Annotated in this window: 25 protein-coding genes; 5 read left to right on the forward strand and 20 right to left on the reverse strand. The window is 52.7% G+C overall.

The features are described 5' to 3' along the window. Positions 1-248 precede the first annotated feature (248 nt). Entirely contained in the window at positions 249-965 is a 717-nt protein-coding gene (locus BN3277_RS14125) for a Crp/Fnr family transcriptional regulator (protein WP_059043666.1), read from the forward strand. Positions 966-1,122: 157 nt separating this feature from the next. Here BN3277_RS14125 and BN3277_RS14130 read toward each other — a convergent pair whose 3' ends face one another. From BN3277_RS14130 to BN3277_RS14180, 11 genes are all read right to left on the reverse strand, one after another. Further along, positions 1,123-1,905, reverse strand: coding sequence for a formate/nitrite transporter family protein (locus BN3277_RS14130; protein WP_059043668.1), 783 nt, complete (start codon positions 1,903-1,905; stop codon positions 1,123-1,125). Positions 1,906-2,081: 176 nt separating this feature from the next. Continuing rightward, positions 2,082-2,555, reverse strand: a complete 474-nt coding sequence (tnpA, locus tag BN3277_RS14135) for an IS200/IS605 family transposase (protein ID WP_059040449.1) — start codon at positions 2,553-2,555, stop codon at positions 2,082-2,084. Positions 2,556-2,744: 189 nt separating this feature from the next. Beyond that, positions 2,745-3,092: a nitrite reductase small subunit NirD gene (nirD, locus tag BN3277_RS14140; protein WP_059043670.1), complete on the reverse strand. Its 348-nt coding sequence runs from the start codon at positions 3,090-3,092 to the stop codon at positions 2,745-2,747. A gap of 33 nt (positions 3,093-3,125) precedes the next feature. Further along, positions 3,126-5,561: a nitrite reductase large subunit NirB gene (nirB, locus tag BN3277_RS14145; protein WP_059043672.1), complete on the reverse strand. Its 2,436-nt coding sequence runs from the start codon at positions 5,559-5,561 to the stop codon at positions 3,126-3,128. A gap of 240 nt (positions 5,562-5,801) precedes the next feature. Beyond that, a complete protein-coding gene (locus tag BN3277_RS14150) occupies positions 5,802-6,521 on the reverse strand; it encodes a DUF4430 domain-containing protein (protein ID WP_148501046.1) in 720 nt (239 codons plus the stop codon). A 126-nt stretch (positions 6,522-6,647) separates the two neighbouring features. Next, positions 6,648-7,355, reverse strand: a complete 708-nt coding sequence (gene ric, locus BN3277_RS14155) for an iron-sulfur cluster repair di-iron protein (RefSeq protein ID WP_232436425.1) — start codon at positions 7,353-7,355, stop codon at positions 6,648-6,650. A 158-nt stretch (positions 7,356-7,513) separates the two neighbouring features. Beyond that, the gene (locus BN3277_RS14160) at positions 7,514-8,080 is read right to left on the reverse strand and encodes an FAD-dependent oxidoreductase (RefSeq protein ID WP_059043676.1); all 567 of its coding nucleotides are present in this window, start codon (positions 8,078-8,080) and stop codon (positions 7,514-7,516) included. A 59-nt stretch (positions 8,081-8,139) separates the two neighbouring features. Next, the gene (locus BN3277_RS14165) at positions 8,140-8,457 is read right to left on the reverse strand and encodes a winged helix-turn-helix transcriptional regulator (RefSeq protein ID WP_059043677.1); all 318 of its coding nucleotides are present in this window, start codon (positions 8,455-8,457) and stop codon (positions 8,140-8,142) included. 169 nt (positions 8,458-8,626) lie between these two features. Next, the gene (locus BN3277_RS14170; RefSeq protein WP_059043679.1) at positions 8,627-9,595 is read right to left on the reverse strand and encodes a sugar phosphate isomerase/epimerase family protein; all 969 of its coding nucleotides are present in this window, start codon (positions 9,593-9,595) and stop codon (positions 8,627-8,629) included. A gap of 18 nt (positions 9,596-9,613) precedes the next feature. Then, entirely contained in the window at positions 9,614-10,696 is a 1,083-nt protein-coding gene (locus BN3277_RS14175) for a Gfo/Idh/MocA family protein (RefSeq protein ID WP_059043681.1), read from the reverse strand. Beyond that, a complete protein-coding gene (locus BN3277_RS14180) occupies positions 10,689-11,459 on the reverse strand; it encodes a sugar phosphate isomerase/epimerase family protein (RefSeq protein WP_059044814.1) in 771 nt (256 codons plus the stop codon). Before BN3277_RS14180 ends, BN3277_RS14175 begins: the two co-directional genes overlap by 8 nt. A 189-nt stretch (positions 11,460-11,648) precedes the next feature. Between BN3277_RS14180 and BN3277_RS14185 the strand changes: the two genes are divergently transcribed. Then, on the forward strand, positions 11,649-12,473 hold the full coding sequence (locus BN3277_RS14185; protein WP_059043683.1) for an AraC family transcriptional regulator: 825 nt from the start codon (positions 11,649-11,651) through the stop codon (positions 12,471-12,473). Positions 12,474-12,547: 74 nt separating this feature from the next. On the opposite strand, the gene BN3277_RS14190 is transcribed toward BN3277_RS14185, so the two are convergent. Then, complete coding sequence (locus BN3277_RS14190) at positions 12,548-13,246, reverse strand: TerC family protein (protein WP_059043685.1); 699 nt, start codon at positions 13,244-13,246, stop codon at positions 12,548-12,550. A gap of 454 nt (positions 13,247-13,700) precedes the next feature. On the opposite strand from BN3277_RS14190, the gene msrB reads away from it, so the two are divergent. Next, positions 13,701-14,684, forward strand: coding sequence for a peptide-methionine (R)-S-oxide reductase MsrB (gene msrB, locus BN3277_RS14195; protein WP_059043687.1), 984 nt, complete (start codon positions 13,701-13,703; stop codon positions 14,682-14,684). A gap of 238 nt (positions 14,685-14,922) precedes the next feature. Here the strand turns inward: msrB and BN3277_RS14200 are convergent, their stop codons facing one another. Next, positions 14,923-15,489: a CGNR zinc finger domain-containing protein gene (locus BN3277_RS14200; protein WP_059043689.1), complete on the reverse strand. Its 567-nt coding sequence runs from the start codon at positions 15,487-15,489 to the stop codon at positions 14,923-14,925. Positions 15,490-15,624: 135 nt separating this feature from the next. On the opposite strand from BN3277_RS14200, the gene BN3277_RS14205 reads away from it, so the two are divergent. After that, positions 15,625-16,113, forward strand: a complete 489-nt coding sequence (locus tag BN3277_RS14205) for a DinB family protein (protein ID WP_059043691.1) — start codon at positions 15,625-15,627, stop codon at positions 16,111-16,113. A gap of 91 nt (positions 16,114-16,204) precedes the next feature. On the opposite strand, the gene ltrA is transcribed toward BN3277_RS14205, so the two are convergent. Together ltrA and BN3277_RS14215 are read right to left on the reverse strand one after the other, a co-directional pair. Beyond that, positions 16,205-17,617, reverse strand: coding sequence for a group II intron reverse transcriptase/maturase (ltrA, locus tag BN3277_RS14210; RefSeq protein WP_059041086.1), 1,413 nt, complete (start codon positions 17,615-17,617; stop codon positions 16,205-16,207). 424 nt (positions 17,618-18,041) lie between these two features. Continuing rightward, positions 18,042-18,704 carry a YitT family protein gene (locus BN3277_RS14215; RefSeq protein ID WP_059043693.1) on the reverse strand — a complete coding sequence of 221 codons (663 nt, stop codon included), beginning with the start codon at positions 18,702-18,704 and terminating at the stop codon, positions 18,042-18,044. Between the two features lie 445 nt (positions 18,705-19,149). Between BN3277_RS14215 and hmpA the strand changes: the two genes are divergently transcribed. After that, entirely contained in the window at positions 19,150-20,364 is a 1,215-nt protein-coding gene (hmpA, locus tag BN3277_RS14220; RefSeq protein ID WP_059043695.1) for an NO-inducible flavohemoprotein, read from the forward strand. Positions 20,365-20,443: 79 nt separating this feature from the next. Here the strand turns inward: hmpA and BN3277_RS14225 are convergent, their stop codons facing one another. The 5 genes from BN3277_RS14225 to BN3277_RS14245 all read right to left on the reverse strand — a co-directional run bounded on the left by BN3277_RS14225 (position 20,444) and on the right by BN3277_RS14245 (position 25,795). Further along, positions 20,444-20,950: a Crp/Fnr family transcriptional regulator gene (locus BN3277_RS14225; RefSeq protein WP_059043697.1), complete on the reverse strand. Its 507-nt coding sequence runs from the start codon at positions 20,948-20,950 to the stop codon at positions 20,444-20,446. Between the two features lie 150 nt (positions 20,951-21,100). Further along, positions 21,101-22,027, reverse strand: a complete 927-nt coding sequence (locus BN3277_RS14230; protein ID WP_232436426.1) for a hypothetical protein — start codon at positions 22,025-22,027, stop codon at positions 21,101-21,103. A 14-nt stretch (positions 22,028-22,041) separates the two neighbouring features. Continuing rightward, complete coding sequence (locus BN3277_RS14235) at positions 22,042-23,382, reverse strand: nucleotide sugar dehydrogenase (RefSeq protein WP_059044816.1); 1,341 nt, start codon at positions 23,380-23,382, stop codon at positions 22,042-22,044. A gap of 69 nt (positions 23,383-23,451) precedes the next feature. Continuing rightward, complete coding sequence (locus tag BN3277_RS14240) at positions 23,452-24,264, reverse strand: response regulator transcription factor (RefSeq protein WP_089153354.1); 813 nt, start codon at positions 24,262-24,264, stop codon at positions 23,452-23,454. 133 nt (positions 24,265-24,397) lie between these two features. Then, on the reverse strand, positions 24,398-25,795 hold the full coding sequence (locus tag BN3277_RS14245) for a glycosyltransferase family 2 protein (RefSeq protein ID WP_059044820.1): 1,398 nt from the start codon (positions 25,793-25,795) through the stop codon (positions 24,398-24,400). Between the last annotated feature and the right edge of the window lie 36 nt (positions 25,796-25,831).

The raw sequence follows: 25,831 nt of genomic DNA on the forward strand, positions 1-25,831 counted from the left end.
CTTGCCATGATTTTATTTTCATATATACTTTACAATGTGCGGAAAATCCGACATTCTTTTTTTTGGGGAATAGCCCTTTATCTTGCGCCTCGTATAGCGCATTTCTACGATTCAACAAAGTGAATTTTCTCACAATGTTGAAATTTCGACACTTTTTCAGGCTTTACAGCCCCCAAAAAATCAAAAAAACGTTATATAATTAATTTAAAATTTTCAGAAAAATTTGGAGTACAAAGGGGAAATCGATGATGAGTGAAATTGTAAATGCCACCCTACCCCGCGGTAATACGAGCTGTTTTACAGAGCAGAACTTCAATCGCCTACTCGTTACGATGAAAGACAAGGCCTACCCCGAGGGGACGCATTTATTCTGGGAAGGTGACTTTTCCGATAAACTGTTCTACATCAAACGCGGCCGCGTGAAGTTGACGAAATCGACGGATGAAGGCAAAGAACTGATCCTGTACATGTACGGACGCGGCGACATGGTCGGTCAGGCTGACCCGTTCTTTAGCTCGAAGCACAGCTTTACCGCCGAGGTCATCGAAGACTGCGAAATTGGGGTCATCGAGCAGAAGGATCTGGAGATCATGATCTGCCAGCATTGCGATTTCGCCATCGATTTCATGAAATGGATGGGTATTCATCACCGACTGACGCAAACCAAATTCCGCGATTTGATGATGTACGGCAAACCGGGCGCTCTTTGCTCGACGTTAATCCGCCTCAGCAATACGTACGGCGAACAACATGGAGACACGATTCTGATTAACAAGAAAATCACCCACACCGACTTGTCCAACATGATCGGGGCTACGCGCGAGAGCGTGAACCGTATGCTGAGCGACCTGCGCAAGAAGGACGCACTGGAATACGAAAACGGCATGATCGTGATCAAAGACCTCGTCATGCTGCAGGATATTTGCCACTGCGAGCTGTGCCCGAACGAAATTTGCCGCATTTAATCGGCGGCAGCTTTCGCCATATAGACAGGAGCTCCAGCTTATCGAACCGTCCCTTTCTGATCGGGCGGTTTTTTGCTTTGTTCTTTTTGACACGCAAAACATCCCCAAGCCGCATCTCTACCCGATCGACTTGGGGATTCAGTGCAAATTAAGCGCCCTATGCCTTCTTGCGAACGGGCGAAATAAACCAGTAAGCCATACCGACGAATACCGCACCACCCACCATATTACCCAACGTGACCGGCACCATGTTATGCAGCCAACCGGCGATCGTAACCGTATCCGGATGATTCGGCAGCAGCAGCGACAGGCTAAGCAGGGTCATATTAGCCACGCTATGCTCGTAGCCGCTGGCGATAAACGCATAGAGACACCACCAGATCAGAACGAGCTTGGCGATATCCTCCTTGGCCCGGTTCGCCATCCACAGCGCGAGGCACACGAGCCAGTTACATAGAATCCCGCGAAAAAACAGCTCCGTCACCGGGGCCCCCATCTTCTTCGCCGAAGCGGCAAAGATCAAATGCTCCGGCGCGGCCGTCTTGAACAAGCCGCTGCCGACGATCAGCAGGCAAAGCACTAGCGCGCCCGCCAGATTGCCAAGAAATACGAGCGTCCAGTTCTTCGCCGTATCTCCCACCGTCGTCCGCTTCGCGAGTGTGCTTGCTGTAAAAAACATATTGTTACCGGTAAACAGCTCGGATCCGGCGAACACTACCAGCGTCAGGGCGAGACCAAAGGACATCCCCATTAGCATCGTCTGATACGGTGATTTAACCGCCGCCAGCGGCCCGCCGATGCTGAAGATTAAGATAATACCTAGCCCGACATATGCTCCTGCCAACATCGCCGATACGAGATATCTCGGCAAGCTTTCGTTCATCTTTTCCTTCTTCTTGACCGCCGCTTCCACAATGGCTTCTACATTAGGTGTAAACATTTTGGCTCCTCCCCAATTTCTGCTTACAAGCTTCAATCATAACCACCCGTCCAACGGGTGGTTTGCTCTTGGGGTATAACCCCCTGTTACCAAACTGCGCCTAAAGACGCCAGCCTGACAACATGGTTGTTCAGGCTCAATGTAATTTGTCACCTTCACTCACCCGTTAAACGGGTTTATTTCTTTTTGCTGCTATTACTGCTAAACGGATCTTCGTATTCTTTTACACTCAATTTATCTATGGCTTGGTCGTGTGCTTCTTGTTCACGAATGTATTTGGCTACTGTGGCTTCATTTAGGCCTACTGTACTCACATAATAGCCCTCTGCCCAAAATTTTCGATTCCCATATTTGTACTTCAGTTGGGCATGCTTTTCAAAGACCATCAGCGAGCTTTTCCCCTTTAGGTATCCCATGAACGATGCTACCGATATCTTTGGTGGAATCGCGACCAGCATGTGCACATGATCTGGCATCATGTGACCTTCTAAAATTTCCACCCCCTTGTATTTACATAGACGTTTGAATATTTCGATCAAATCTTTTCTCACTTGATTGTAGATCTCTTTCCGTCTATACTTCGGGGTGAACACAATGTGGTATTTACACATCCACTTTGTGTGAGCTAGACTGTAATTCTTGTTTGCCATCTAAGACCATTCCTTTCATTTTGAGCCTGAACATCTCAATTTTATCGGAATGGTCTTGTTGGTCAAACCCTAGGTCCCTCCACCCGCATAGCGGGTGGTTTTTTGTTTCGCACGCTTCGCGAGCTCAACCGGCTAAAGCCGCAAAAAAAGCGCGGCGACCTTCCGATCACCGCGCCGGCATTCGCCGCGTTACACTTGCTGCAGCTCGGCTGCGGCAATGAAAACTTGCCCGTTCTCCACCTTCACCGGAACCATCGCTACCTGTCCCGTATCCGGGGCTTGAACAAGCCCGGTGGTCAGGTCGATTTTCCAGTCGTACAACGGATCATACAGATAATGACCCGAAACGATGCCCTCGGCCAGCGGTCCGCCCTTCGGATGTGGATTTTGGTTCAGCGCCGCAAAAATGCGGCTGTCCGACGTGCGGAACACGGCGATCGATAGGCCGCCCAGCTCCACAACGCGTCCGATCTGTGGCAGAAAATCCTCCAAGGCGCCAACCGGGTAGAACGTTTCGCCGTTCATCTCCATTTTCATTGCTCCATAACCCCTTTCGCTTTAAACGTTGTGTTACAGCTGGTTGCTCATTTCCAACGAATGATACAATTTGCCGCGTTGCTCATCGTCGTTCAGTACTTTTTTCCAAGGATCCGTCACTTGCTTCAAGGCAAATTCAATCCGTTCCATTAGTGCTTTGCGGTTCTCGAGATTGTCGACCACGACCGAGCGGATGTGTTCAAGGCCCAACCGTTCTACCCACTCCGACGTTCTCTCCAAGTAGTTGCCGGTTTCGCGGTAATACTGCATAATTGCACCGCACAGCTCGATCAGTTCCTCATCGGTTTTCACCTTGCACAGCGAATCTGCTAACCGCGCCTTGATCCCGCCGTTGCCGCCGATAAAGATTTCCCAACCGCCGTCGTTACCGACGATGCCGATATCCTTCGTACACGATTCGGCGCAGTTCCGTGGACAGCCGTTGACCGCCATCTTAAATTTGGCCGGGAAGTCAAGCCGCTCGAACTTGCGTTCCAGCAGCGCGCCCATCCCCATCGAATCCTGGGTGCCGAAGCGACAGAATTGCGAGCCCACACATGTTTTGACGGTACGCAGCGATTTCGCGTAAGCATAACCTGACGGCATATCCAGCTCCGCCCACACGTTAGGCAGATCCTCTTTCTTCACACCGATCAGATCAAGCCGCTGACCGCCTGTGACCTTAACCACTTTGACATCGTATTTCAGGGAGACATCCGCGATTTTCTTCAGATCTTCCGGCGTCGTTACGCCGCCGTACATCCGCGGCACCACCGTATACGTACCGTCCTTTTGAATGTTGGCGTTCATCCGTTCGTTGACGAAACGCGAAGCCTTCTCATCCTCATGCGTATCCGGATAGATCATACCCAAATAGTAGTTGATGGCCGGCCGACACTTCGAGCAGCCTTCCGGCTGCGACCATCCAAGCACGTTCATGACCTCTTTGGTGGTTTGCAGTCCTTTCGCCTTGATCTCCGCCACGATCTCGTCGCGACTGAGCGTAGTACAACCGCAGATGCCCTGCTTTGCCGTTTGCGTAAAGCCGTCACCAAGCACATATTGCAGGATTTGCTCGACGACCGGTTTACAGCCGCCGCAAGAACGGGTCGCCCCGGTGCTAGCCTTGATCTCGTCCACCGTGGTCATGCCCCGGTTCACCACGCAATCGACGATCGTACCTTTGGTGACCCCGTTACATCCGCAAACAATCTCCTCATCGCTCATCGTTTCGACCGAAGCCTTCTTCTTGCCTCCGCCGCCGCAGCAGCCGCCGCCCATCAGCGACTCGTACAACTCGTCGGTCATTTCTGCGCCTTGCTTAATCAGCTTCTGCAGCTCGGCCGAATCCGAGATGTCGCCGAACAACACCGATCCTACCAGCTTGCCGTCCTTCAGCAGGATTTTCTTATACGTGCGTTTCCAATCGTCCTTGCTGGCGATCACCGTATGTTCCGGCCCGTCGATAAATTCGCCGGTGGAGAATACATCCACGCCGGAAATCTTCAGCTTGGTCGATACGACCGAGCCTTCATAAGGAGCGGTGTCCACGCCGCTGATATGCTTCGCCATCACGATCCCCTGTTCGAACAACGGTGCCACCAGGCCGTAGCAGATCCCGCGATGCTCGGTGCATTCACCCACCGAATAGACGCCTTCCAGCGAGGTTTGCATGTAGTCGTTCACCACGATCCCGCGGTTCACTTCCATGCCGCTGGCTTTGGCGACGGCAACGTTGGGTTTGATCCCAACAGCCATCACGACAAACTCTGCCTCTAACTCGGTGCCATCGGCAAAGCGCAGGCCGCTGACCCGGCGGTCGCCAAGCAGCTCCGTCGTTTGCGCGCCCATCTTAAACTTGATGCCTTGCCGCTCAAGCTCCGCCTTCAGCATGCCGGCCGCTTGATGATCCAACTGGCGTTCCATCAAGTCTTCCATCAAATGCACAACCGTAACGTCCATCCCCAATTGCACAAGCCCTTTAGCCGCTTCCAAACCAAGCAATCCACCGCCGATGACCGCCGCCTTCTTGCAGGTTTTCGCCGCCTCCAGCATTTGCTCGCAGTCCGCGATATCGCGGAAACCAACAACCCCTTCTTTATCGCTGCCCGGAATCGGCAAAATAAACGAAGTGGAGCCGGTAGCGATCAGCACCTTGTCATAAGGAATGCGTTGCCCGCCTTCAGCCACCACCTCTTTGGCTTCGCTGTCGATCCGCTCGACCGTTGTTCCCATGTGCAAGGTAATGCCGTTGTCGTGATACCAATTCAAATCGTTTAGCACGATGTCATCCATCGTCTTGCTGCCTTCCAGCACGTACGACAACATAATCCGGTTATAGTTCGGATGCGGCTCGCTTCCGAATACCGTAATGTCAAATTTCGTAGTCAGCTTCAGGATTTGCTCCACCGCGCTGATGCCGGCCATCCCATTCCCGATCACGACTAGTTTCTCTCTGTCAGTACCCATGTTCGTAATGCCTCCTCCAATAATTACCTTGATCTCTAACTCTCCACGATAGTTCAATTTTTAAGTGATGAACCTAGTATATATTTTAAATTGTAGGTACCTTGTGATTACATTCACATTAATTGTGAAAGTTTGAACAAAGTTTTGTCATAACTATTTGGGGAAACCTATTGAAATAAAAAAAATCCGCCCCGGTAATAACCGGGATGCGGATTCCATCCAAAAAATTTCTCATTCGCACTATTTTTGTTTCAACACGATCTCCACATTATCCTGAGGTTTTAATCTCATGTCCAGGCCGGTATCCAGCAGCTTCTTCCCATTCACCTTCAGGGTCCACTGTTCATTCTCCTTCGGCGTATACCCGCCAACCGAAACGATGGATTTATTGTTGGGAGTAAACTGAACGATATTGCTGCGCTTCAGAAGATCCCGGACCGTCGTATTGTCGTCATATTTATTCACATAATACTTCTTCTGGCTGCCCCCGTCGATAATCAGCAGCAAAGATGCTTGATGTGGGATCGCCTCAAAGCTGTCAACCGTCTTGACATAAACCAGCAGCTTGTCCCCGACCTGCAGATCTTGATCCCAGCCGCTGGAAGCCAGCTCTTTGTCATTCAATCGGGTACCCCATTCCAGCGTGGAATCCAGCGACACTTCCCCAACCGATTGGATCGCTGCCCGATCCTCGGTAAACCTGACGATCCCGCTGCTCTCCAGCGCACGCCGCGCCGTTAACCCATCCCGATAATCGTAATGCAGGCTGCGCGTCACATCGGGAATAAAGGTCCCCCCATCGATCATCAACGAGATATCGTGGGACTCCTCTTTCTCCGTAAGCTGCGTTTCCGTCGGCGCCGGTTGATCGGTAATTTGGCCTTGGGCGCAGGCCGATACGAGTAACGCTATACCTGCCATCCATCCCACAAGCCATCGCCATCTCTTTCGCATTGCCATCGCCGCCCCGCCTTTCTTATTACATTGTCCCAACCCGGGCAGTAGAATATTCCCTACCTTAAGGATACCGGACAAGACGCAGGTTCTCAAATCAGATTTAGACGATGGGGCTGAAATTAAAGTAAGCTATTCGGTGTAACGCGGAAATAACACGTTATTCTCCAGATGCACATGGGTAAAGGTCATGCCTTCCAATTCCTCCAGACGCGCGTAAGTCAAGCGGTACGTCGTACAAGCATGCATCGGCGGCTGAAAATCTTCGGTTAACTCGCGCAGCTGTTTTAAGATATCTCCTGCACCATCATGCTCCGCTTCCAGCTCGGTGATCGCCGCCTGCAGTTTCTCAAGCACCTCCGGCTCTTGGCCAACCTCCCAGTTGAGCATTTTCGGGAACACCTCCGCCTCTTCCTTATCGGTATGCTCCAACAGCTCGCGCCGCAAATCCCCAAATAGGCGAGCGACCTCCAGCAGGTGGGTGTCGGATTCCCCATGAACGCGGGCAACCTTGGTTACGTACTTCTGGATCTCGGGGAGCTCCTCCCGTAAATATCGGTGATGTTTGCCTACAATATGTCCAACCAGATCCGCGGAGGAGGCGTTCAGCCAGTTCTCTCCCTCGCTGGTATGCGGATGCTCCGCCAGCATACGGTTCAGATCCTCCAGCAGCGGGTCTGCCGAAATACCTCGTTCGGCCGCTGCTTCGTCTAACGGACGATTCCCACCGCAGCAAAAGTCGATCTTTTGTTGCCGGAAATAATCCGCGGCTTTGGGAAACCGCAGTACGATATCTCGAACTTTATCGGTCAATTGAAAATGCATTGAATTAGTTTCCATTACTTAAACCTCCCGAGAAAATTGAAGTTCATTTACCTCTTCACCTTACTTCACGGGAGCCCCTGTCTTGGTGATTGCGCTCACTTTGCGGCCGCAAGCCTTGCATTTGCATAAATAAAAGGCCTCCTGTTCAGGAGGCCTTCCTATGTTCCGATGGATTACTTAAGTACGTCGTGATCTACATAACGCTCGCCGTTCAGCTCGCTGATCAGCTCGATTGCGACCTTAGCGCCGTCGCCGGCAGTGATAATCGTGTGCACGCTTACTCCGGCAACCGTTCCCGCCGCCCAAACGCGCGGGATGCTCGTACGGCCTTCGCCATCCGTAGCGATCACCGTTTTGATGCGCGGTTCGCGGCCTTCCTTCAATTCTAAGCCGATAGCGCTTGCAAGATCGGTTAATGCGCCGGTGGCCAATACGATATGGGAAGCTTCGTAACTGCGGCCGGATTCGGTCTTGACAGTCACTTTCGATCCGCCGTTAGTATCCACGCCCGTCACTTTTTCCTCAATAAATTTCGCGCCGAACTTCTCCGCTTGCTCTCGCCCGATCTTCAGCAGATCCGGTCCAGAGATATCCTTCGCGCCGTAATGATTTTCGATCCATGCCCGTTTGGTCATGCTGGCGTTGCTGTCCAGAACAAGCGTTTCTTTCCCTGCTTTAGCCAAGAAAAGCGCTGCGCTGGCTCCCGCCGGTCCTGCTCCGATAACAATGACCTCAGCCACAAGTACACCCACTTTCTATTTGTTATCATGCCGCCCGCTCGCCGGTAACGGCATGCCGATCACTTGATCCACTCCGTCGCCCAAGCCTGAACCTGTTCCATGACGGGACGAAGCGCCCGCCCCTTCTCGGTCAACTCATATTCAATCCGGACCGGAGTCTCAGGGTAAACATGACGGATCAAGATCCCTTCACATTCCAAATCCTTCATCCGCTCCGACAACATTTTATCGCTCATGGAAGGAATCTGATTGGAAATATCCTTGAATCGTTTCGGCCCGCTCATCAGCGTATTGATGATCAATCCGTTCCAACGCTTGCCTAGAAACGAAAAAGCCGATTCAAACCGCGGACACATCGCATGAGAATGCTCATCCATAAATTTCACCTCGTTATCATTGCCCGCCTAAAGGCTTAAAACTTACGTTTTGTTAGTATATTTCATAATAGCACATTTGTCCTTGGAAAGTAAGGGGGGGACCCGGTCATTTGAAAAAACGGCCGCCCAGGCGGCGGCCGCTAATATAGTATATTACGCTGGTTGTAACTTATACCCACCACATTTCTGCGGCTGAGTCCTCCATCAGGACTTGCTGTAGATGACGTACGGCTTTCGTTAACCCTTCGTCGATCGACATCAGTCCGTCCTCATGCTCAATGCTGACCACATAGTCGTAACCATATAGACGTAATGCGCTGATGATATCCGCCCAGGTTTTCGAATCATGACCATAACCAACGGTGCGGAATTGCCAAGCCCGGTCCAGCATGTTCGTGTAAGGCTGCATATCCGTCAAGCCGTAACGGTTCACGTTCACCGGATCGATCGTCGTATCCTTGGCATGGAAGTGATGAATGGCACCGGCCCGCCCAAGGATGGAAATCGCCTGGACCGGATCAATCCCTTGCCACCACATATGGCTGGGGTCCAGGTTCGCACCGATCGACTCACCGGCTGCTTCGCGTAAGCGCAGCAGCGTGGCCGGCGTATGCACGGAGAAGCCGCCGTGCAGCTCCAGACCGATCTTTACGTGATGCTCCGCCGCATAACGGCCCATCTCCGTCCAATATGGAATCACCTTGTTGCTCCACTGCCAGTCGAGGATTTCTTGATAATCGTTGGGCCATGGCGCTACCGGCCAGTTCGGGTATTTCGCGTTTTCGTGGTCGCCTGGGCAGCCCGAGAACGTATTAACGACCGGCACCTCCAGCAGCTCCGCCAATTGGACGGTCTTGACGAAAGCATCATGGAATTCCTTGGCAACCGCTTTTTGCGGATGCAGCGGATTCCCGTGGCAGCTAAGGGCGCTGATCATAAGCCCGCGCGATTCAACCGCCTTCTTGAACGCCTCCCGTTCCGTCTTACTCTCCAATAGTAAATCCGGATTGCAATGTGCGTTGCCAGGATAACCGCCGGTCCCGATCTCGACCGCTTTCAACCCCTGGGCGGCCGCCTTATCCAACGCCTGCTCCAGCGGGAGCCCTCCGAACAATACGAGAAATACGCCTAATTTCATCCCAGGTCCCTCCCGTGATTAATCAAAATAAACCGTTTTTCCGGTTCTGGCCGACTCGTAAATCGCCTCCAAAATCTCCGTTACAACAAGCGCTTGCTCCGGCTTCACCAGCGGCTCCTCCTCTTCAAGAATCGCCTTGACCCAGGCTCTCGCCTCACGCGTGGCATCGGTATCTTGCTTGCCTTCGTAGAACGCGACGCCACCTGCATTCAGGTCAATCTTCGTCTCATACAAGCGGCTTAACTTCTCGCCGTTGATGCGCAGGCCATTGGTCATGTCCGCGCCGCCTTCCGTACCGCACAGGAGCGTTTTGGCTTCGCCGGTCTCCACGACGTTTAGCGCCCAACTGGATTCAAGGATGATCGTTGCCCCGTTTTTCATCGTGATAAAGCCAAAAGCGGAATCCTCTACTTTAAATTCCTCCGGATTCCAGGGCCCAAAGGCGTTCGCCGCATTTTCACGGTTACCGAGCTTATGGAAGACAGAACCGGTCACACTCTTTGGCTCGTAGTTGTTCATCAGCCAAAGGGTCAGGTCCAGCGCATGGGTGCCAATATCGATCAGCGGCCCGCCGCCTTGCTTCTCCTCATCCAGGAACACGCCCCACGTCGGCACCGCCCGGCGGCGAACCGCCAGCGCCTTGCCGAGATAAATATCGCCCAGCTCGCCGTTCTCACAGAGCTGCTTCAAGTACAAGCTGTCGCTGCGGAAACGGTTCTGGTAAGCGATCGACAGTTTTTTGCCCGTGCGTTTGGCCGCATCCAGCATTTGCCGGGCCTGCTCCGCCGTCTTAGCCATCGGCTTCTCGCACATGACATGACGTCCGGACTCCAGCGAAGCTACTGTAATCTCCGCATGGGAATCGTTTGGTGTACAAACATGTACGACTTCAGCGTCGCTCTCCGCCAGCAGCTGATGGAAATCAGTGTAGATCTTGGCCCCCTCCGCCCCGTATTGCTCGGCGGCTTTCGCGGCGCGTTCCTCAATGATATCGCAGAATGCTACCATTTCCACTTCAGGCTGCTGCGCCAGGCTTGGTAGGTGTTTGCCATTCGCAATCCCGCCGCAACCGATGATCGCAACCTTTAACGTTTTAGACATGAAGTTGACCTCCTTTTTCCACGTAGGCTCGCACCCATTCCATGCTGGTCTTGATGCTCTCCAGCGAATCTCCGGCGCAATGGTCCTGCTCAACAATCAGCCATTCGACTCCGGCAGCGATCGCCGCATCACCGATCTCCGTTATGGCGATTTCCCCGCGGCCCAGCTCAACCGTATCCGGCGAACCGTCCGACTTCTTGGTCAGGTCCTTCCAATGAACCAGCGGCAACCGACCCTGGTATGTAGCGATATATTCCAGAGGATTGTACCCGGCAAACGAGACCCAGCAGGAATCAAGTTCAACTTGCAGCAGAGACGCGGGCACTTGTTCGTAGATTGCATCCAGCGCCGGCTTGCCGTCGTGCTGCAATGTGAGCTCAAAATCATGATTATGATAGCAAAGCACCAAATCTTCCTTTTTACAGCGTTCGCCGAATTTTTTCAGATCCTCAATAATCTCACTCCAGCGGTTGCGATCGGCTTCTTCCAAAAACGGAACGATAATATAACGGCTGCCAATCGCTTTGTTAAAGGCTAATTCCTCGTCCATCTCTTCTTTCAGCCGGGTATACGCGGTATGCGCACCGATCGCGGTTAATCCGGTTTCCTGCAAAATGGCCTGTACCTGCTCCACCGAACGGCCGTAAAATCCGGCAAATTCCACGCCCTTATAGCCAAGCTCCGCCACCTTGCGCAGCGTTCCTTCAAAATCCTGTTCCAAATGATCTCTTACCGTATACAACTGCAAACCAATCTGCGTCATAATTTCGTTCACCTCATCCATATTCGTAGTAATCGTCTTGAACTCTACTTCCGTCAAGCATAAAGCCAACTTTATCTGAAGCGCTTCCATGTACCATGGTATTTCAAAACGCTCCGTTGTAAAATGAATAATATGATTGAAACATGAACAATCTGGCTATTTTTTTCGGAGAACCTTGTGGAGGATACCATGAACGAAGCTACAAACCTGCAAATTTTGCATGCCGGCTATTCGCTGCACCGCAAGCCGTTCCACACAACCCAATGGGATGGGCACGAAAATTACCTGATTCGACTGCAGACATCGGGCAAATGCCGCACGCGGTTAAACGGCCGACTCGAGCTGCTGGAGCCCGGTGATTTGCTGCTGTTTGCCCCTGGGGATCCCTACGAGTTAAAAATTGAAGCCGAGCCCAACGGAACCACAGGTGAATCGGCGGTAACCAGCGGTGATTATCATATTTTTCTGTCCGGGGAATGGATCGAAGCCTGGTGGAGCCGCCGGCCGCTGCCCCATCGCTTGAAGGTCCCCTTGTCCGAAGGCATCGTGGGGGCTTTCCGGCAGATCATGCTGGAGCAGCGCCGGATCTCCAATCCGACGCCGGAAATCTCCGAGTATTACTTAAAAATCCTGTGCTTGGAGATCGAGCGAAACCTGCTGGAGCAGCCGCAGCCTACCTACCCCACCTATCTTGCCCACCGCCTGAAAAATTATATTGAAGAGAACGCGTCCTCTCCCTTTAAGCTGGAGGATGCCGCTACCCACGTTGGCATCAGTGTATCGCGGGCAGTGCATCTGTTTAAGCAGGCATTTGGCACCAGCATGATTCAGTACACGCTGGAGGTGCGGCTGAATATGGCGCGCGAGCGGATTATTTTCAGCCCCTTGTCGCTTGAGCTTGTCGCGGAAAGCTCCGGCTTTCCCAGCTACAACTATTTCCATAAAGTATTCCGCAAGCGGTTTGGGATGTCTCCCAAGCAATTTCGCCAAACCGCCCGGGACAACGGAAATTAGGACATATACGCAAACAACGCCGCGGCAGCCTGTGAAATCGGCTGCTCGCGGCGTTGTTTATTGTTCAATAACTATTATCCCCCGTTGGTTTGCGGTACGGCTTGTTGACGAAGACGCGCTTTGCGTTTCTTCATTTGAGTACCCAGCAGCACGACCGCAACGATGACAAGAACTTCGAAGCCGTATTTGATCCAAGCGCTGGCGAACCAATCGTGAATCAACGGCTCTTCGACGATCATCTTAGCCGAGGTCCAAGCCAGCACTGCAGCACCAATCGTGATGACGATGGGGTAGCGTTCGGTCAGCTTCAGAATCATCGTGCTGCCCCAAACCATGATCGGTACGGAGACGGCCAGCCCGATGATCACCAGCAAGGTATCGCCATGTGCAGCCCCGGCTACCGCAAGCACGTTATCCAGGCCCATCATCGCATCGGCGATGATAATCGTGCGGATCGCCGCCCACATTTGGTTCCCTGCTTTGATTTCGTGGTTCTTCTCCTCGACCAACAATTTATATGCGATCCAAACTAAAGCCAGACCGCCGGCGAGACGCAATCCCGGGACGTTTAGCAGCTGCACGACGAGCAGCGTCATGATCACCCGGATCACAACCGCACCCACGGTTCCCCAAATAATGACTTTCTTCTGATCCTTGTGCGGGACGTTGCGGGCAGCAAGCCCGATCACGATCGCGTTATCCCCTGCTAGGACGAGATCAATCAGGACGATGGAAAATAAAGCCATCCAAAATTCCGGCGAAAATAAATCCATGTTTTCTCCCCTTTCTCATTTTCCATGCAGCAGACCCATTCTTTTTGGAAAACCGCCTTGCGATCGACCACCGATCGTCATAATAGGTAGTGTAACGGGCTGGAGGCCGATTGATACGGCAGGGACTACGGGAAGAATCCCCATCTAGGATCCAAAAAAAATACGCCGTGTCCGTATTGGGCACGACGCATATTTATGCATCAAAAAAGACCTTCACCCAATACTCGCTACGGGCAAAGGTCTCGCTAACAACTGTTCGTTGCCAATAAAGCCGGGGGTATGTATAACTCCCGTAATGACGACTTTATTGTAGCAGCTACTCCCCTTTGGGAACCATGCATGTTTAATGGAATTATTATAGCACGTACTTTAGGAGAGCACCAGCCTTTTATCCAGGCATTTTGGGTTTGGTGACAAAACAAGTTATAATAATAAACGAAACGGAGGGATCACAATGAGTCCAGCGTCAAATTCCAATGTCAAACTAGCCACTTTTGCCGGAGGTTGCTTCTGGTGCATGGTATCGCCATTCGAGGAGTTGCCCGGCATTCACGGCATCATTTCCGGATACACCGGCGGTCATACGGTTAATCCTACCTATGAAGAGGTTTGCGCCGGACATACCGGCCACTACGAAGCCGTACAGATCACGTACGACCCGACCGTGTTTCCTTACCGCAAGCTGCTTGAGCTGTATTGGCAGCAAATCGACCCGACGGACGAAGGCGGACAATTTCATGATCGCGGGGAATCGTACCGTACTGCGATATTTTACCATGATGAGCAGCAGCATCTGGAAGCAGAGGCCTCCAAGCAGGAGCTGGCCCAAAGCGGACGCTTCGACAAACCGATCGTCACCCCGATTCTACCGGCGGCGCCTTTTTATCCTGCCGAGGAGTATCACCAGCAATACCATAAGAAGAATCCGGGACATTATAAGCTGTACCGCAAAGGATCCGGCCGCGAGGATTTCCTGGAACGTCACTGGTCCGGTCCGGCGGATCAAGAGGAACTAAAACACCGGCTGACGCCGATGCAATATGAAGTGACGCAAAACAACGCGACCGAGCGACCTTTTACAGGCGAGTACTGGGATCATGAGGAAGAGGGCATCTATGTGGATGTCGTTTCCGGCGAACCGCTGTTCAGCTCGCGCGACAAATACGATGCCGGCTGCGGTTGGCCCAGCTTTACACGCCCGCTGCGCAGCTATCATGTCAAGGAGAAAACCGATACCAGCCATTTTATGATCCGCACCGAAGTGCGCAGCCGGCTGGGCGATTCCCACCTTGGCCACGTCTTCGAGGACGGACCCGAACCAACGGGGCTTCGATATTGCATCAATTCCGCGGCGCTCCGCTTCGTGCCAAAGGCCGATCTGGAGAAGGAAGGATACGGGGAGTATCTAGATTTGTTTGAATCTCCTTCTAAGGAATAGAACTTGCAGTATGAAATGCAAAAATGCAGTTCCGCTGAGTTAATTTAGCTTTATTCAGGTGATCAAATGCAAAAGTGCAGTCTATTTCCGGCAAATCACCACTTTTTCTGGAATTCCCCCCGAATGAAATGCACTTATGCACTTCATCAGCGGAAAAGGTAGATTTAGCCGAGATTTAGCTGCACTTTTGCAGTTGGTCCACAAGTCTTCTTTTGTTAATTATTCGAACGCCAATGGTTCACCCCTTTGGATTTGGGGGATCCGCCTTCTTGCGCGCTCGGAACCGCCGTACCTTCATCAGGTTGCCGCACATTTTATCATCGCAGTATTTCTTCGTCCGATTGCGCGTATCATCATAAAAAAACCAGCGGCAATCAGGGTTATCGCACACCCGAATCCTTGCCGTTTCCCCATGAAGCAGCGTTTCACCAAAGCTGGCGGCGATCTCTGCGCGTACATGGCGCCAGTCCTCCGTCACCGGAACTAATTCCAGCCGAACGGCTCCCGGTTCTCCGCTCAATCGGCGGCTTACCGCATCCAGTGCCAACTGCTCATTCAGCAACTGCCAATCCGCTTCGTCCATGCTGCCGCCTTTCGCCAATTTGACCGTCAAGGCATGCAGGCGCTCCCGAAAATCACGCATGGCCAAGGCCTCTTCTGCTGGCATCGGTACGGGAGCAGTCAATTGCCATTCGCTAAGCAACCGTTCTTGCCAAGCCGGCTTTTCCAGCCGATCTTCGCTGCGTCCGCTCCCCCGCCAATCATGCCATTCGCTGTTCAGAAAATCGCTCCATAATGTCTCCACGTCAAAAGCCCCCAAGGTTGTAACGATCTAATTAATCAATAAATGGTTACACTTCTCATTTCATCTGCTACAATACCATTGTAACCCTTAAAATCTTAATTAGCCAGTTACCATGGATGAGGAGGAGGAATTGGAATGAGCGTCACGGCCTTGGATTTACTCGTAGTGCAAAAGGACAATAATTGGGAGGTAGAGGAATGGATCGTCCCCTTGTCGACAGCGTTGGCAGGTTTGACCGCCGAGCAAGCCGCTTGGGCCCCGCCGGGAGGTGGCAACACGATCTGGCAAACGGTCAACCACATCAATTATTATAACGGGCGGATCCTCAGCCGTTTGAAAGGAACCGAACCGGGCGCTCGCGTGGAAACCAACGAAGAGAGCTTCAACGGTACCGGAGGAGCTCAGGACGAAGCCGCTTGGGCCCACGTCCTCGCCGAAACGAAGCAAATCCAGCTGGAATTGCGCGAGGCGATCGCCGCTTTGACCGCTGAAGAATTGGATGCCCCTTATGCCAATACGGGCGAGCCGTACGGACGCGAGCTCTCCCGCTGGATGCTGCATGACGCCTATCATGCAGGACAAATCGTGCTGATCCGCAGACAGCAGGGATCCTGGAGATCCTAAAAACCCAATCGGGTAGGAGGCTACCCATTAATTGAGTAGCCGACCTCCCACACCACCGTACGTACCGTTCGGTATACGGCGGTTCCTAAGTTTACGCAGTTACTTGTCGATAATAATCCGAGAAGAAGAGAAATCCTAAGCCCTTGAGGGTGTTATTTCCGAGGGACTTCGAGAGGACGGGGCTATTGGAGATTCTCCAGTAGCCCTTTCTCGTGTTTGCGTATTCCCATGCTTTTTGTCCTTGGATTCCGAGCGATTGCAGTTTCTCGAATTTCGTCCTCACTCGTTTCCACTGCTTCCAGAAGATCATGCGAATCCGCCTTCTCATCCATTCATCCGTGGATTGGAGCATACTTTTCATATCCGCTATTTTGTAGTAGTTGATCCACCCCATGATGTAGCGTCTAAGCTTTTCGGCTCGTTCTTCATTTCCCATCCCGTTGCTTCTGGACGTGAGCTCCTTTACTTTGGCTTTCATCTTGGCAGCGGATTTCGGATGAATGCGGACTCGTGTCTCTCCTTTCCTTTTGTAGAAGGAGAACCCAAGAAATTTAACCTTCCACGCCTCGTCCACCACTGTCTTTTCCCGGTTCACTTTGAGAAACAACTTCTTTTCAATGAAGGGAAGAATGTTCTCCAGTGTCCGTTCCGCGCTCCTTTTGCTTTTGTTGAAGATCAGGAGATCGTCCGCATAGCGCACGAAGCGGTGCCCGCGGCTTTCCAGTTCCTTGTCCAGTTCGTTCAGCATAATGTTGCTGAGAATTGGACTCAGATTGCCCCCTTGCGGTACGCCGATTTCCGTATCCTCGAAGCGGTGCTTCACGACAACGCCGGCTTTCAGGTACTTGTGGATGAGCGAGATGACCCGCCCGTCTTTAATGGTTCGGGATAAGACTTCCACCAATTTGCTTTGGTTAACGGTGTCAAAGAATTTCTCCAAGTCCATATCGACCACGTATTTGTACCCTTCTTCGATGTTTGATTGGCTTCTCTGAATAGCGTTATGTGCGCTTCTCTTGGGTCGGAATCCGAAACTGTTCTCCGAAAACTGTTTTTCGTAGATCGGGGTAAGCACTTGAGCGATCGCCTGTTGGATAACTCGGTCAACAACCGTAGGAATTCCCAGGTTTCTCTTCTTTCCGTTCTCTTTCGGGATTTCTACCCTTCGAACAGGATTCGGACGGTAGGTTCCGTCCAGAATGGATTCCTTGATGGTTTCTCCGTTCTCTCGGAGATATTGTAGAAGTTCATCTACTCCCATCCCGTCGATTCCGTGAGATCCTTTGTTAGTTTTGACCCGCTTGAACGCTTCGTTCATGTTGTCTCTGCTAACGATTTTCTCAAGCAACTCGTCCTTCGACTCGGTTGCGTCGGTGCTGTCGGTTTCAGGTATCCGCTCAGGACTGTGCGCTCCCGCATATTCTCCATGTTCCGCATGTACGTTTTGCGTCGAGCCTTCTCTTCGAAGTTGGCTGCACTTGACTCCTGTTTCGGTACCATTCATTAACCCACACCTCCTTAGGTTCAGCCCTTCCCTCAAGTTGTCGACTAACCGAGGTACTATGGCGTCTGCTGACTTCTCATGATAAATCTTGTTTCAACCATGATTTGAAATTCATCTCCTCACGTCCATGAGACCTCCCACGGTAAGACGCGTAACTTTCATCCCGTATACCCGCCGCATTTACATCCGCGTGTCCGTGCAGTTTATTGGATTTCGTCTTGTTTAGCAGACTCATCCCACTTTGGATGCCTGATGCGATTCGTGTTCCTCAGGCCGGGACTTTGCCTCCAGCTTCCTTCAGATTCCACCTCACGATGGACACCCTTGCTCTTGGCTAATGGTTGGCAACTGCCAGCCCCCATAGCGGACTTTCACCGCCTAGCTACGCGCCATGCGTGGCGCACTAAAAAAAACGGCCCGAGCCTTAAGCTCGAGCCGTTTTCTCTTTCAATGGGTTAGGCAGACGCATCGGCGTCAATTGTCCTTGACCGTAATGGACGGTCCAGGTGATCATTTTGCCGGCGATCAGCACGGCCAATATGGTAAACATCGTTTCTTTGAATGGTAAATATAACAAGGAGACCGTCAGCACGATCGCATCCATGATGAAAAACATCGTACCGATTTTGATGCCGGACCACTGGCTTAGCAGCATGGATAAAATATCGTCCCCGCCGCTCGCTCCGCCTGTCAGCAGCACAAGTCCCGCCCCGAAACCGGTGAGCAGACCTGACAATAACGCGGCCAATGGCAGATTGCCTTGCAGGTTCATCGTCAGCGGCGAATATTGCTCGCATAGCTCGTAGACCAGAGAGAACGTCAGCGAAGCTGCGATCGTATGGATGACGAACTTACGGCCTTTCAGCCACCATGCGAGTACCACGATCGGCAAATCCAGCAAGATCATGGTTAAGGCCGGAGGCAGGTTAAACAGGTATTTGCCAAGCAAAGCCAAGCCGACAAATCCGCCTTCCGACAATCCGTTCTGAAAATTGATGTGGTAATACGTAAACGCCAATAAACTAGATCCAGCTAACATCGTTAATAATCGAGTACTGTACGTTTGCCAACTTGCTTTTGTCCTCATTTGGAATCCCTCTTATCGTAGTTTGGTTGACCTTTCGGCAACACCCTACAGAGCAGATCCATGAGGAGTTCATCCTTCGCATGATTTCACGCTTCTTTCGTAGGTTTGTCGCCGAATTACCGACTATCTACGAAAGGAGCTAAGTATAAGAGAGATCACAACGTTTCCAAATCGTCCTTTGGGATTTCGTCCTTCGGGGACACATGGTATCCTGATCCTTTCTGTTAGAATTTCTTCTATTCATATTATACCACAAATCGAATCATGACTCCACGGGACAGCCGTCAAGCTTTTTTATTTTTGGGCGAATAATGTGATAGATGTCATTGCATTTTAGTAACAGTTCACATTTCGGAAACTTTCGATGTGACGGTAGTCACCTTTCGGCCTCCCCACGCTCCCTATACTGAGATGGAACAAAATTTCCAGGAAAGAGGGTTCACCGATGCTTGACGCTCAAACCATTGCTATCATCAAATCAACCGTACCGGTTCTGGAAGTCCACGGACAAACGATTACGAAAACCTTCTATCAGACGATGTTCAAAAATCATCCCGAGCTGCTCAACGTATTTAACCATGCCAACCAACGTCAAGGAAAGCAACCTACGGCGCTGGCCAACGCGGTTTACGCCGCCGCCGCACATATCGACCGTCTGGAGGAGATTCTTCCGGTCGTTCGCGGCATTGCCCAGAAGCACCGGGCGCTGGGGATTCAGCCGGAGCATTATCCGATCGTCGGCGAGAACCTGCTCGCTGCCATCAAAACCGTGCTCGGCGACGCTGCCACCGAGGAGATCCTTGACGCCTGGGCCAAAGCCTATGGCGTCATCGCGGACGTATTTATCAGCGTTGAAGCCGAAATGTATCGGGAAGCCGCGGAGAAAAAAGGCGGTTGGCGCGGATTCCGCCGCTTTGTGGTTGACCGCAAGGTGAAGGAGAGCGATGTAATCACCTCGTTCTATCTGAAGCCGCAGGACGGTCAAGCGATCGCCTCTTATGAACCGGGGCAATATCTAACCGTCCGCGTAAAACCGGAGGGCCAGGAGTTTACCCATCTGCGCCATTACAGCTTATCTACGGCACCGGGGCAGCCGTATTACCGGATTTCGGTGAAGCGGGAGGATGCGGTCGAAGGTCGCCCAGCAGGCGTCGTCTCCACCTATCTGCACACCCGCATCGGAGAAGGCGACGTACTTGAGCTTAGCGCGCCGGCTGGCGATTTCACGCTGGATCCATCGTCGAACCTGCCGCTCGTGCTGCTTAGCGGCGGCGTTGGCCTTACGCCGATGATGAGCATGCTGGAAACGGCGCTGCAAAGCGGAGCCCAGCGGGAGATCGTCTATATCCATGCTGCCCGCAGCGGTAAGTTCCACGCCATGAAGGAGCAGGTTGTCGAACTCGCGCAGGCTCATGATAACCTGCGTACCTACACCGTTTATGAAACGCCGGAAGCCGGCGAAAGCAGCGATAAAACCGGCTACATCGATCTGGCTTGGCTGAAGTCGGTGGCGGCCGCTGACAGCGACTTTTATTTCTGCGGCCCGGTTCCGTTTATGAAGGCGGTTCGCCGCGCTTTGAAGGAGTGGGGTGTACCCGACGAGCGGATTCACTTTGAATTTTTTGGCCCGGCGGACAGCCTGGAGGATACGCTCAACTAACAACGGGAGAAGCACAAAAGCGCGGACCCGGGAAAGCTCCCGTCGTCCGCTCTTTTGCTGCCATGTCATCAGGTTAAGCCTACTCGTGGCCATGGCCGCGCAGCAGCCGGTTCACCGTCTCTCGCCGCACGCCGATCAACTGGCCGATCTCTTCCTGGGTTAAATAATCGGTCAAAGGTACGCCATGGGCGTGCTGTCCCAGCCATTTCGACAGCAGTTCCAACCGTTCAGCCGGCGTTCCTACCGTCAAATGATCAAGGCGCTCCTGCATGAACCGCACCTTCTCCTGCAGGAGCTGCGCGACCTCCAGCGGTTTCTTCGGATCCTCTTGAAGCTCGCGGTACCATACCTGCGCCGGGATCGCCTCAACCTCGCTGCGCATTAAGGCGATCGCCGTCCCGTGCACCTCTTTTGGGGTAATCAGGGAGTGATGAGGCACCGTTTCCCCCGGGTACAAAATATTAAACAAGACCATGTTCCCGTTCTCGTGCAGGCGCGTTACTTTGAACAGCCCGCTTTTGATATGGTACAGAAAAGAACCGTCGTCCCCTTGGCGGAACAGGATTTCACCCTTATGTAAAATCATGCCAATCTCTCCATTTCCACAAAACGCAATTAATTCTATTATAGCAAAAACGGAGAAGGCTGTCCTAATGACGTCCGGGTCTCATGCGCAAAGATCTCCAAACAATTCAAAAGCTGTCCCGTCTATATCTGTGGGACAGCTTTTGGTTTTTCACGGCCCGCCGAGTTTGTTATGCCAAGCTTCATAGCTGTGAACGGCGATCCCGGCAAAAGAGTCGTGCTTTCTTCCGAGCTCCTCCAACCTTTTCATTTCCCGGTTCAGCGACGCAAGTGGCTGCTCATAGAAGGAGATGCCGGGCCCCTCCCGACTTTCACCCAACTCGACGCCAACCCATACCCGCTTGTCTTGTCGATCCGCTTCATTCAGCGTACGCTGCGAGATTTCATAGATGCGGCCCGCGGCATCCCGGTAAGCCATAATCGCCAAATAGTCGAACTGGTCTACCATCCAGTCGCCGAGCGGCAGCTTCAAGGTCCCGCTTGGATGGTCAATTTGGTCCAACCAGAACGGAACGGCCGCGCCGATGGCTAGATCGTTATACCGCGCCTCTTCAGTCCACGCGCGGACGCCTTCCATCCACTGCTCCACCACGGCTTCTTGGTCTTTCTGCCAGCGGTCCAGCAGATAGGGCTCAACGTCCAGCTGGATGCCGGCAAACCGTTCTTCCGCCTTCGCTTCCCGATTGAAGTCGATCACCCATTTCAGAAACGCCTCGGCTTCGTTCCGGCGTTCCCGCAGCGCCCAATCCGGATGGCCGCTTAAGGCATGCACCCGGATACCGTCCTTAGCGGCGGCCCGGATGAAGCTGCGATAGTTTTCCGGCTTCACCCCGCCGCCGATTTGCAGGAAGATCGTATCCACGCTCTGCTTCCGGACAAAGTCCAGCAGCTCGGCAGGATGCTGCTCGATCACCGTAGTCTCCCAGATCCAGGTGGCTTTGGCTTGCGAACCCGACGGCCGGATAAAAGCCAACAAAACAAGCAAAGCCATCACCAGCATCCCGCCGAACGCCAGCAGGACCGGCCGTTTACCTTCCGAAAACGCCCGAAGGCGGACGAAAATCGGCTTTTTGAACATCAACCTTCTTACCCTTAACCTACGATCAGCGCCGCCGTCTCTTCGTTAACCTGAGCAACGGAGTGGCCGATCTTATAAACATGAGGCAGCGGATAATCGCGGAACGCATTACGCGTATCGACGATCGGCACGCCGAGGCGAGCGATTCCCTCGTAATCGAAATTGCTGTGATTGGTTACCAAGACGATGCAATCGTAGGTTTTGAATTTATCGAGCTCGTAAGCGACGCTGTGTACCACGCCTCCCGATTTTTCACGGAAGCTGGCGGCATACGGATCATAATACTCCACGTTCGCTCCGCTGTCCTTAAACAGCTCATATACGGATAATCCCGGTGATTCGCGCAGGTCGGCGATATCGGGCTTGTACGCCATGCCGAGGATCAGGATACGGGACTTTTTGATCGATTTGGCGTATTCATTCATGATTTTGGACGTCTTATTCACGACGTAATAAGGCATGTTGTCGTTGGTGGACTGCGCCAGCTCGATGAACTGGCTGTAGAAGCGGAAGCCTTTCGCTTTCCAGCTCAGGTACATCGGATCCAACGGAATGCAGTGACCACCGATCCCCGGTCCCGGATAAAACGGCATAAACCCAAACGGCTTGGTCTTCGCTGCGTCGATGACTTCCCAGATGTCGATGCCCATCCGGTCGCACATCATCGCCATTTCGTTCACAAACGCGATGTTCACGCTGCGGAACGTGTTCTCCAGCAGCTTGGACATCTCCGCTACCTTGGGCGAAGAGACCGGTACGACCGTTTGGACATACCGGGAATACAGCGCCGTCCCCAAATCCAGGCAAGCCTTCGTGGTTCCTCCGATGACCTTCGGGGTATTGTACGTATTAAATTTTGAATTGGACGGATCGACCCGTTCCGGGGAGAAGCACAGGAAGAAATCCTCGCCGGCCGTATAACCCAGCTTTTCCAGCTCCAGCTGGATCAGCTCTTCGGTCGTTCCTGGATAAGTTGTGCTCTCCAGCGTGATCAGCATGCCTTTTTTCATATAGCGTTTTAACTGATCCACCACGGTGACGATATAGGAGGTATCGGGGTCCTGATTTTCGCTTAGCGGCGTTGGCACGCAGATGCTGACCGCGTCGAGTTCGGACAAATTCGCATAATCCGTGGTCGGCAGAAACCGGCCCGAGGCCATCGCTTCCGCCAACGTTTGTGAAGAGATATCGTGAATATAAGAATCTCCGCGCTGGATTTTATCGATTTTCGTGGCATCAAGATCGATCCCAACGACCCGGAAACCCTGCTTTACCATTTCGACCGCCAGCGGCAGTCCGACATAGCCTAGACCCACAACGCCCAGTACGGCGGTTTTCGATTCAATCGCATTCATCAGCTTCTGGTAATGATTATTCACAGGTTTCTACCTCCATTTTTTTGTCTGTCATTGATTCGGGTCCGATTATTGGATACAGCGGCGAATTCGGGCGTCCAGCTCCACCGGAGAGAACGGCTTCGTAATGTAGTCGTCCACCCCGTTCTGAAAGCACAAGCTGATCGTCTTCTCGACCCGTTGCTCCGTCAGGACGACGACTTTCGGCATCTCTTCGCCGCCTACCTTCTGGATTTCATGAATATACGGCAGACCGTCGATCCCGTACAAGTTCAGCTCCGTCAGAACCAAATCCGGCTTCCAATCGACGATCAAATCCAGGGCGGTCGTGCCGTTATCGGCCGTCATCGTCTCATACCCCTGCATATTCAATCGAATTTGCAGAAACTCGCGAACCGCCGGGTCCCCTTCCACGATCAGGATCCGACTTTTAACAAGCAACAGGTCGGCTTTGGTGAAAATATGAATATCGTCAGAGTAGTTCTGCTTGGCTTTTTCCTCCATTTGACTTAGCAGCTGCGGCGTAATCTCCGCCCGCGAGGAGAAGCTGGCCAGCGCCATCTGCGGACGATAATCGGCAACGCGCTCCTGCAGCTGCTGCTTCAGACGCAAGCCTTGATAGTGGACGGCATTCAGCGTCAGACCCGGCAGCAGCACCGCCACGCTTCCCGGCTCATCCCCGCCCCATACGTCAAAGTGAAGTCCCGGTTCAGATTCCAGAATTCCCCGCACTTGGGAAGCCACGTAAGAGGGGCCACCTGCGGAATAAATGAACAGCACCCCGTTCACCTCGTTGGCCGTCTCCCTCACGCGTTGCTCCATATCGGCATATAAGCCGGATCGTTCCGTTTGGTTATGCAGTGCCATCAGGTTTGACATCATTCATTCCCGCCTTTCTTCTTCCGTAAGTTTATCCTAAAGTTTGGTTATTTCATGGATCCAAGCCTTTCCTTTGCCCTATCATCCCCTTTCCGGCCACCCGGCCGCGAAGCGGGGCAGGAGAGATGCCCGAAAGCTACGCGGATTTGGCCGGTTTCGTCGCTTTGGCGGCCGCCTCCCCTTTGTCCTGCCAGCTTTGTCGGGTCATCGTCCCCCAGGAATTGTTGTTGCGCAGAAATTGGATATGCCCTTGAATCCGCCACAATCCCCCGAGCTGCGCGTAACCGAAAAACTTGAACGCCGAAAACATCAGCAGCTTGCATAGATCCGACAGCTTATTGAAGCGCTTGAATGCCAGCTCCTCAAGCAGCAGCGCCCCGATGCTGAGCACGTAACCGCTGAGGAAATTGATCAGCCAGAACACCGCGAGAACCCGCCAATGCGTCATATCGAGCAGCGTATACCCGATCAGGGCGAGCAGCCCCGTGATTTTGAAATAAGGGTTTAACGCTTCAAAAATAATGTTGTACGGCATCGTCAGAAGCCCCATCACTTTGTATTTCGGATTGAAGGCCATGTCATAGTTCTCGATCATGTTCTTCAGGTTTCCGCGGCCCCAACGCTTGCGCTGGTTGGACAAGATCCGGTACGAGTCCGGCGCCTGCGTCCAGCACACCGCCTCCGGACAAAACGCGATGCGGTATTTCAGCTTGTTCTCCAGCATGTAGCGGTGGAGTTTAATGATGATGTTCATGTCCTCGCCGGGATACCCGCCGCGATAACCGCCGACGGCGATCACGTAATCCTTGCGGAACAAGCCAAACGCCCCCGACACGATGATCAGCCCATTGATGGAACTCCAGCCGATCCGGCCGCCGAGGAACGCCTTCAGGTATTCCGTAGCCTGGAACATCGGCCAGATTTTGCGGGGCAGCGAAACCTCTTTCACCGCCCCGTTCTCGATCACGCAACCGTTGGCGATCCGGACATCGCCACCGATGGCCACCGTCTCCTCCGGATTCTCCATATACATGCGAGCCATCCGAATCAACGCGTCCTTCTCCAGCAGCGAATCGGCATCGATCGAAGAGATCAGCGGATAATGCGACAGGTTGATCCCTGCATTCAGCGAATCGGCTTTGCCGCCGTTCGGCTTGTCGATGACGTACAGATGCGGGTATTTCGGATTATGGTACACCGCCGTAATCGGCTGGCAGTCAATCGTGTGACGAATGTCCGGATTCGGCAGCGGCATCAGCTCAAATTCGTCCCGCAGCACGCCCAGCGTGTTGTCCTTGGACCCGTCGTTAATCACGATCACCTCATAGGTCGGATAATTCAGGGTCAGCAGGCATTTGACGTTCTCAATCACCGTGACCTCCTCGTTAAAGGCCGGCACCAGCAGCGAAACCGGAGGAACCAGCTCGGAGCCGGATAACGTGTTGTATTTCGAAAAGGCTGCCCGGCGGAAGATCGTCAGAATCTGGCGGAACGAGAACGTCATAATCGAAAAATAAACCAGGTTGACCGTCATGACGTAATACGTCGCGAACAGTCCATAAATCAGCAA

It is taken from the genome of Paenibacillus rubinfantis, from assembly GCF_001486505.1.
In the GTDB taxonomy this organism is placed as follows: Bacteria; Bacillota; Bacilli; order Paenibacillales; family Paenibacillaceae; genus Fontibacillus; species Fontibacillus rubinfantis.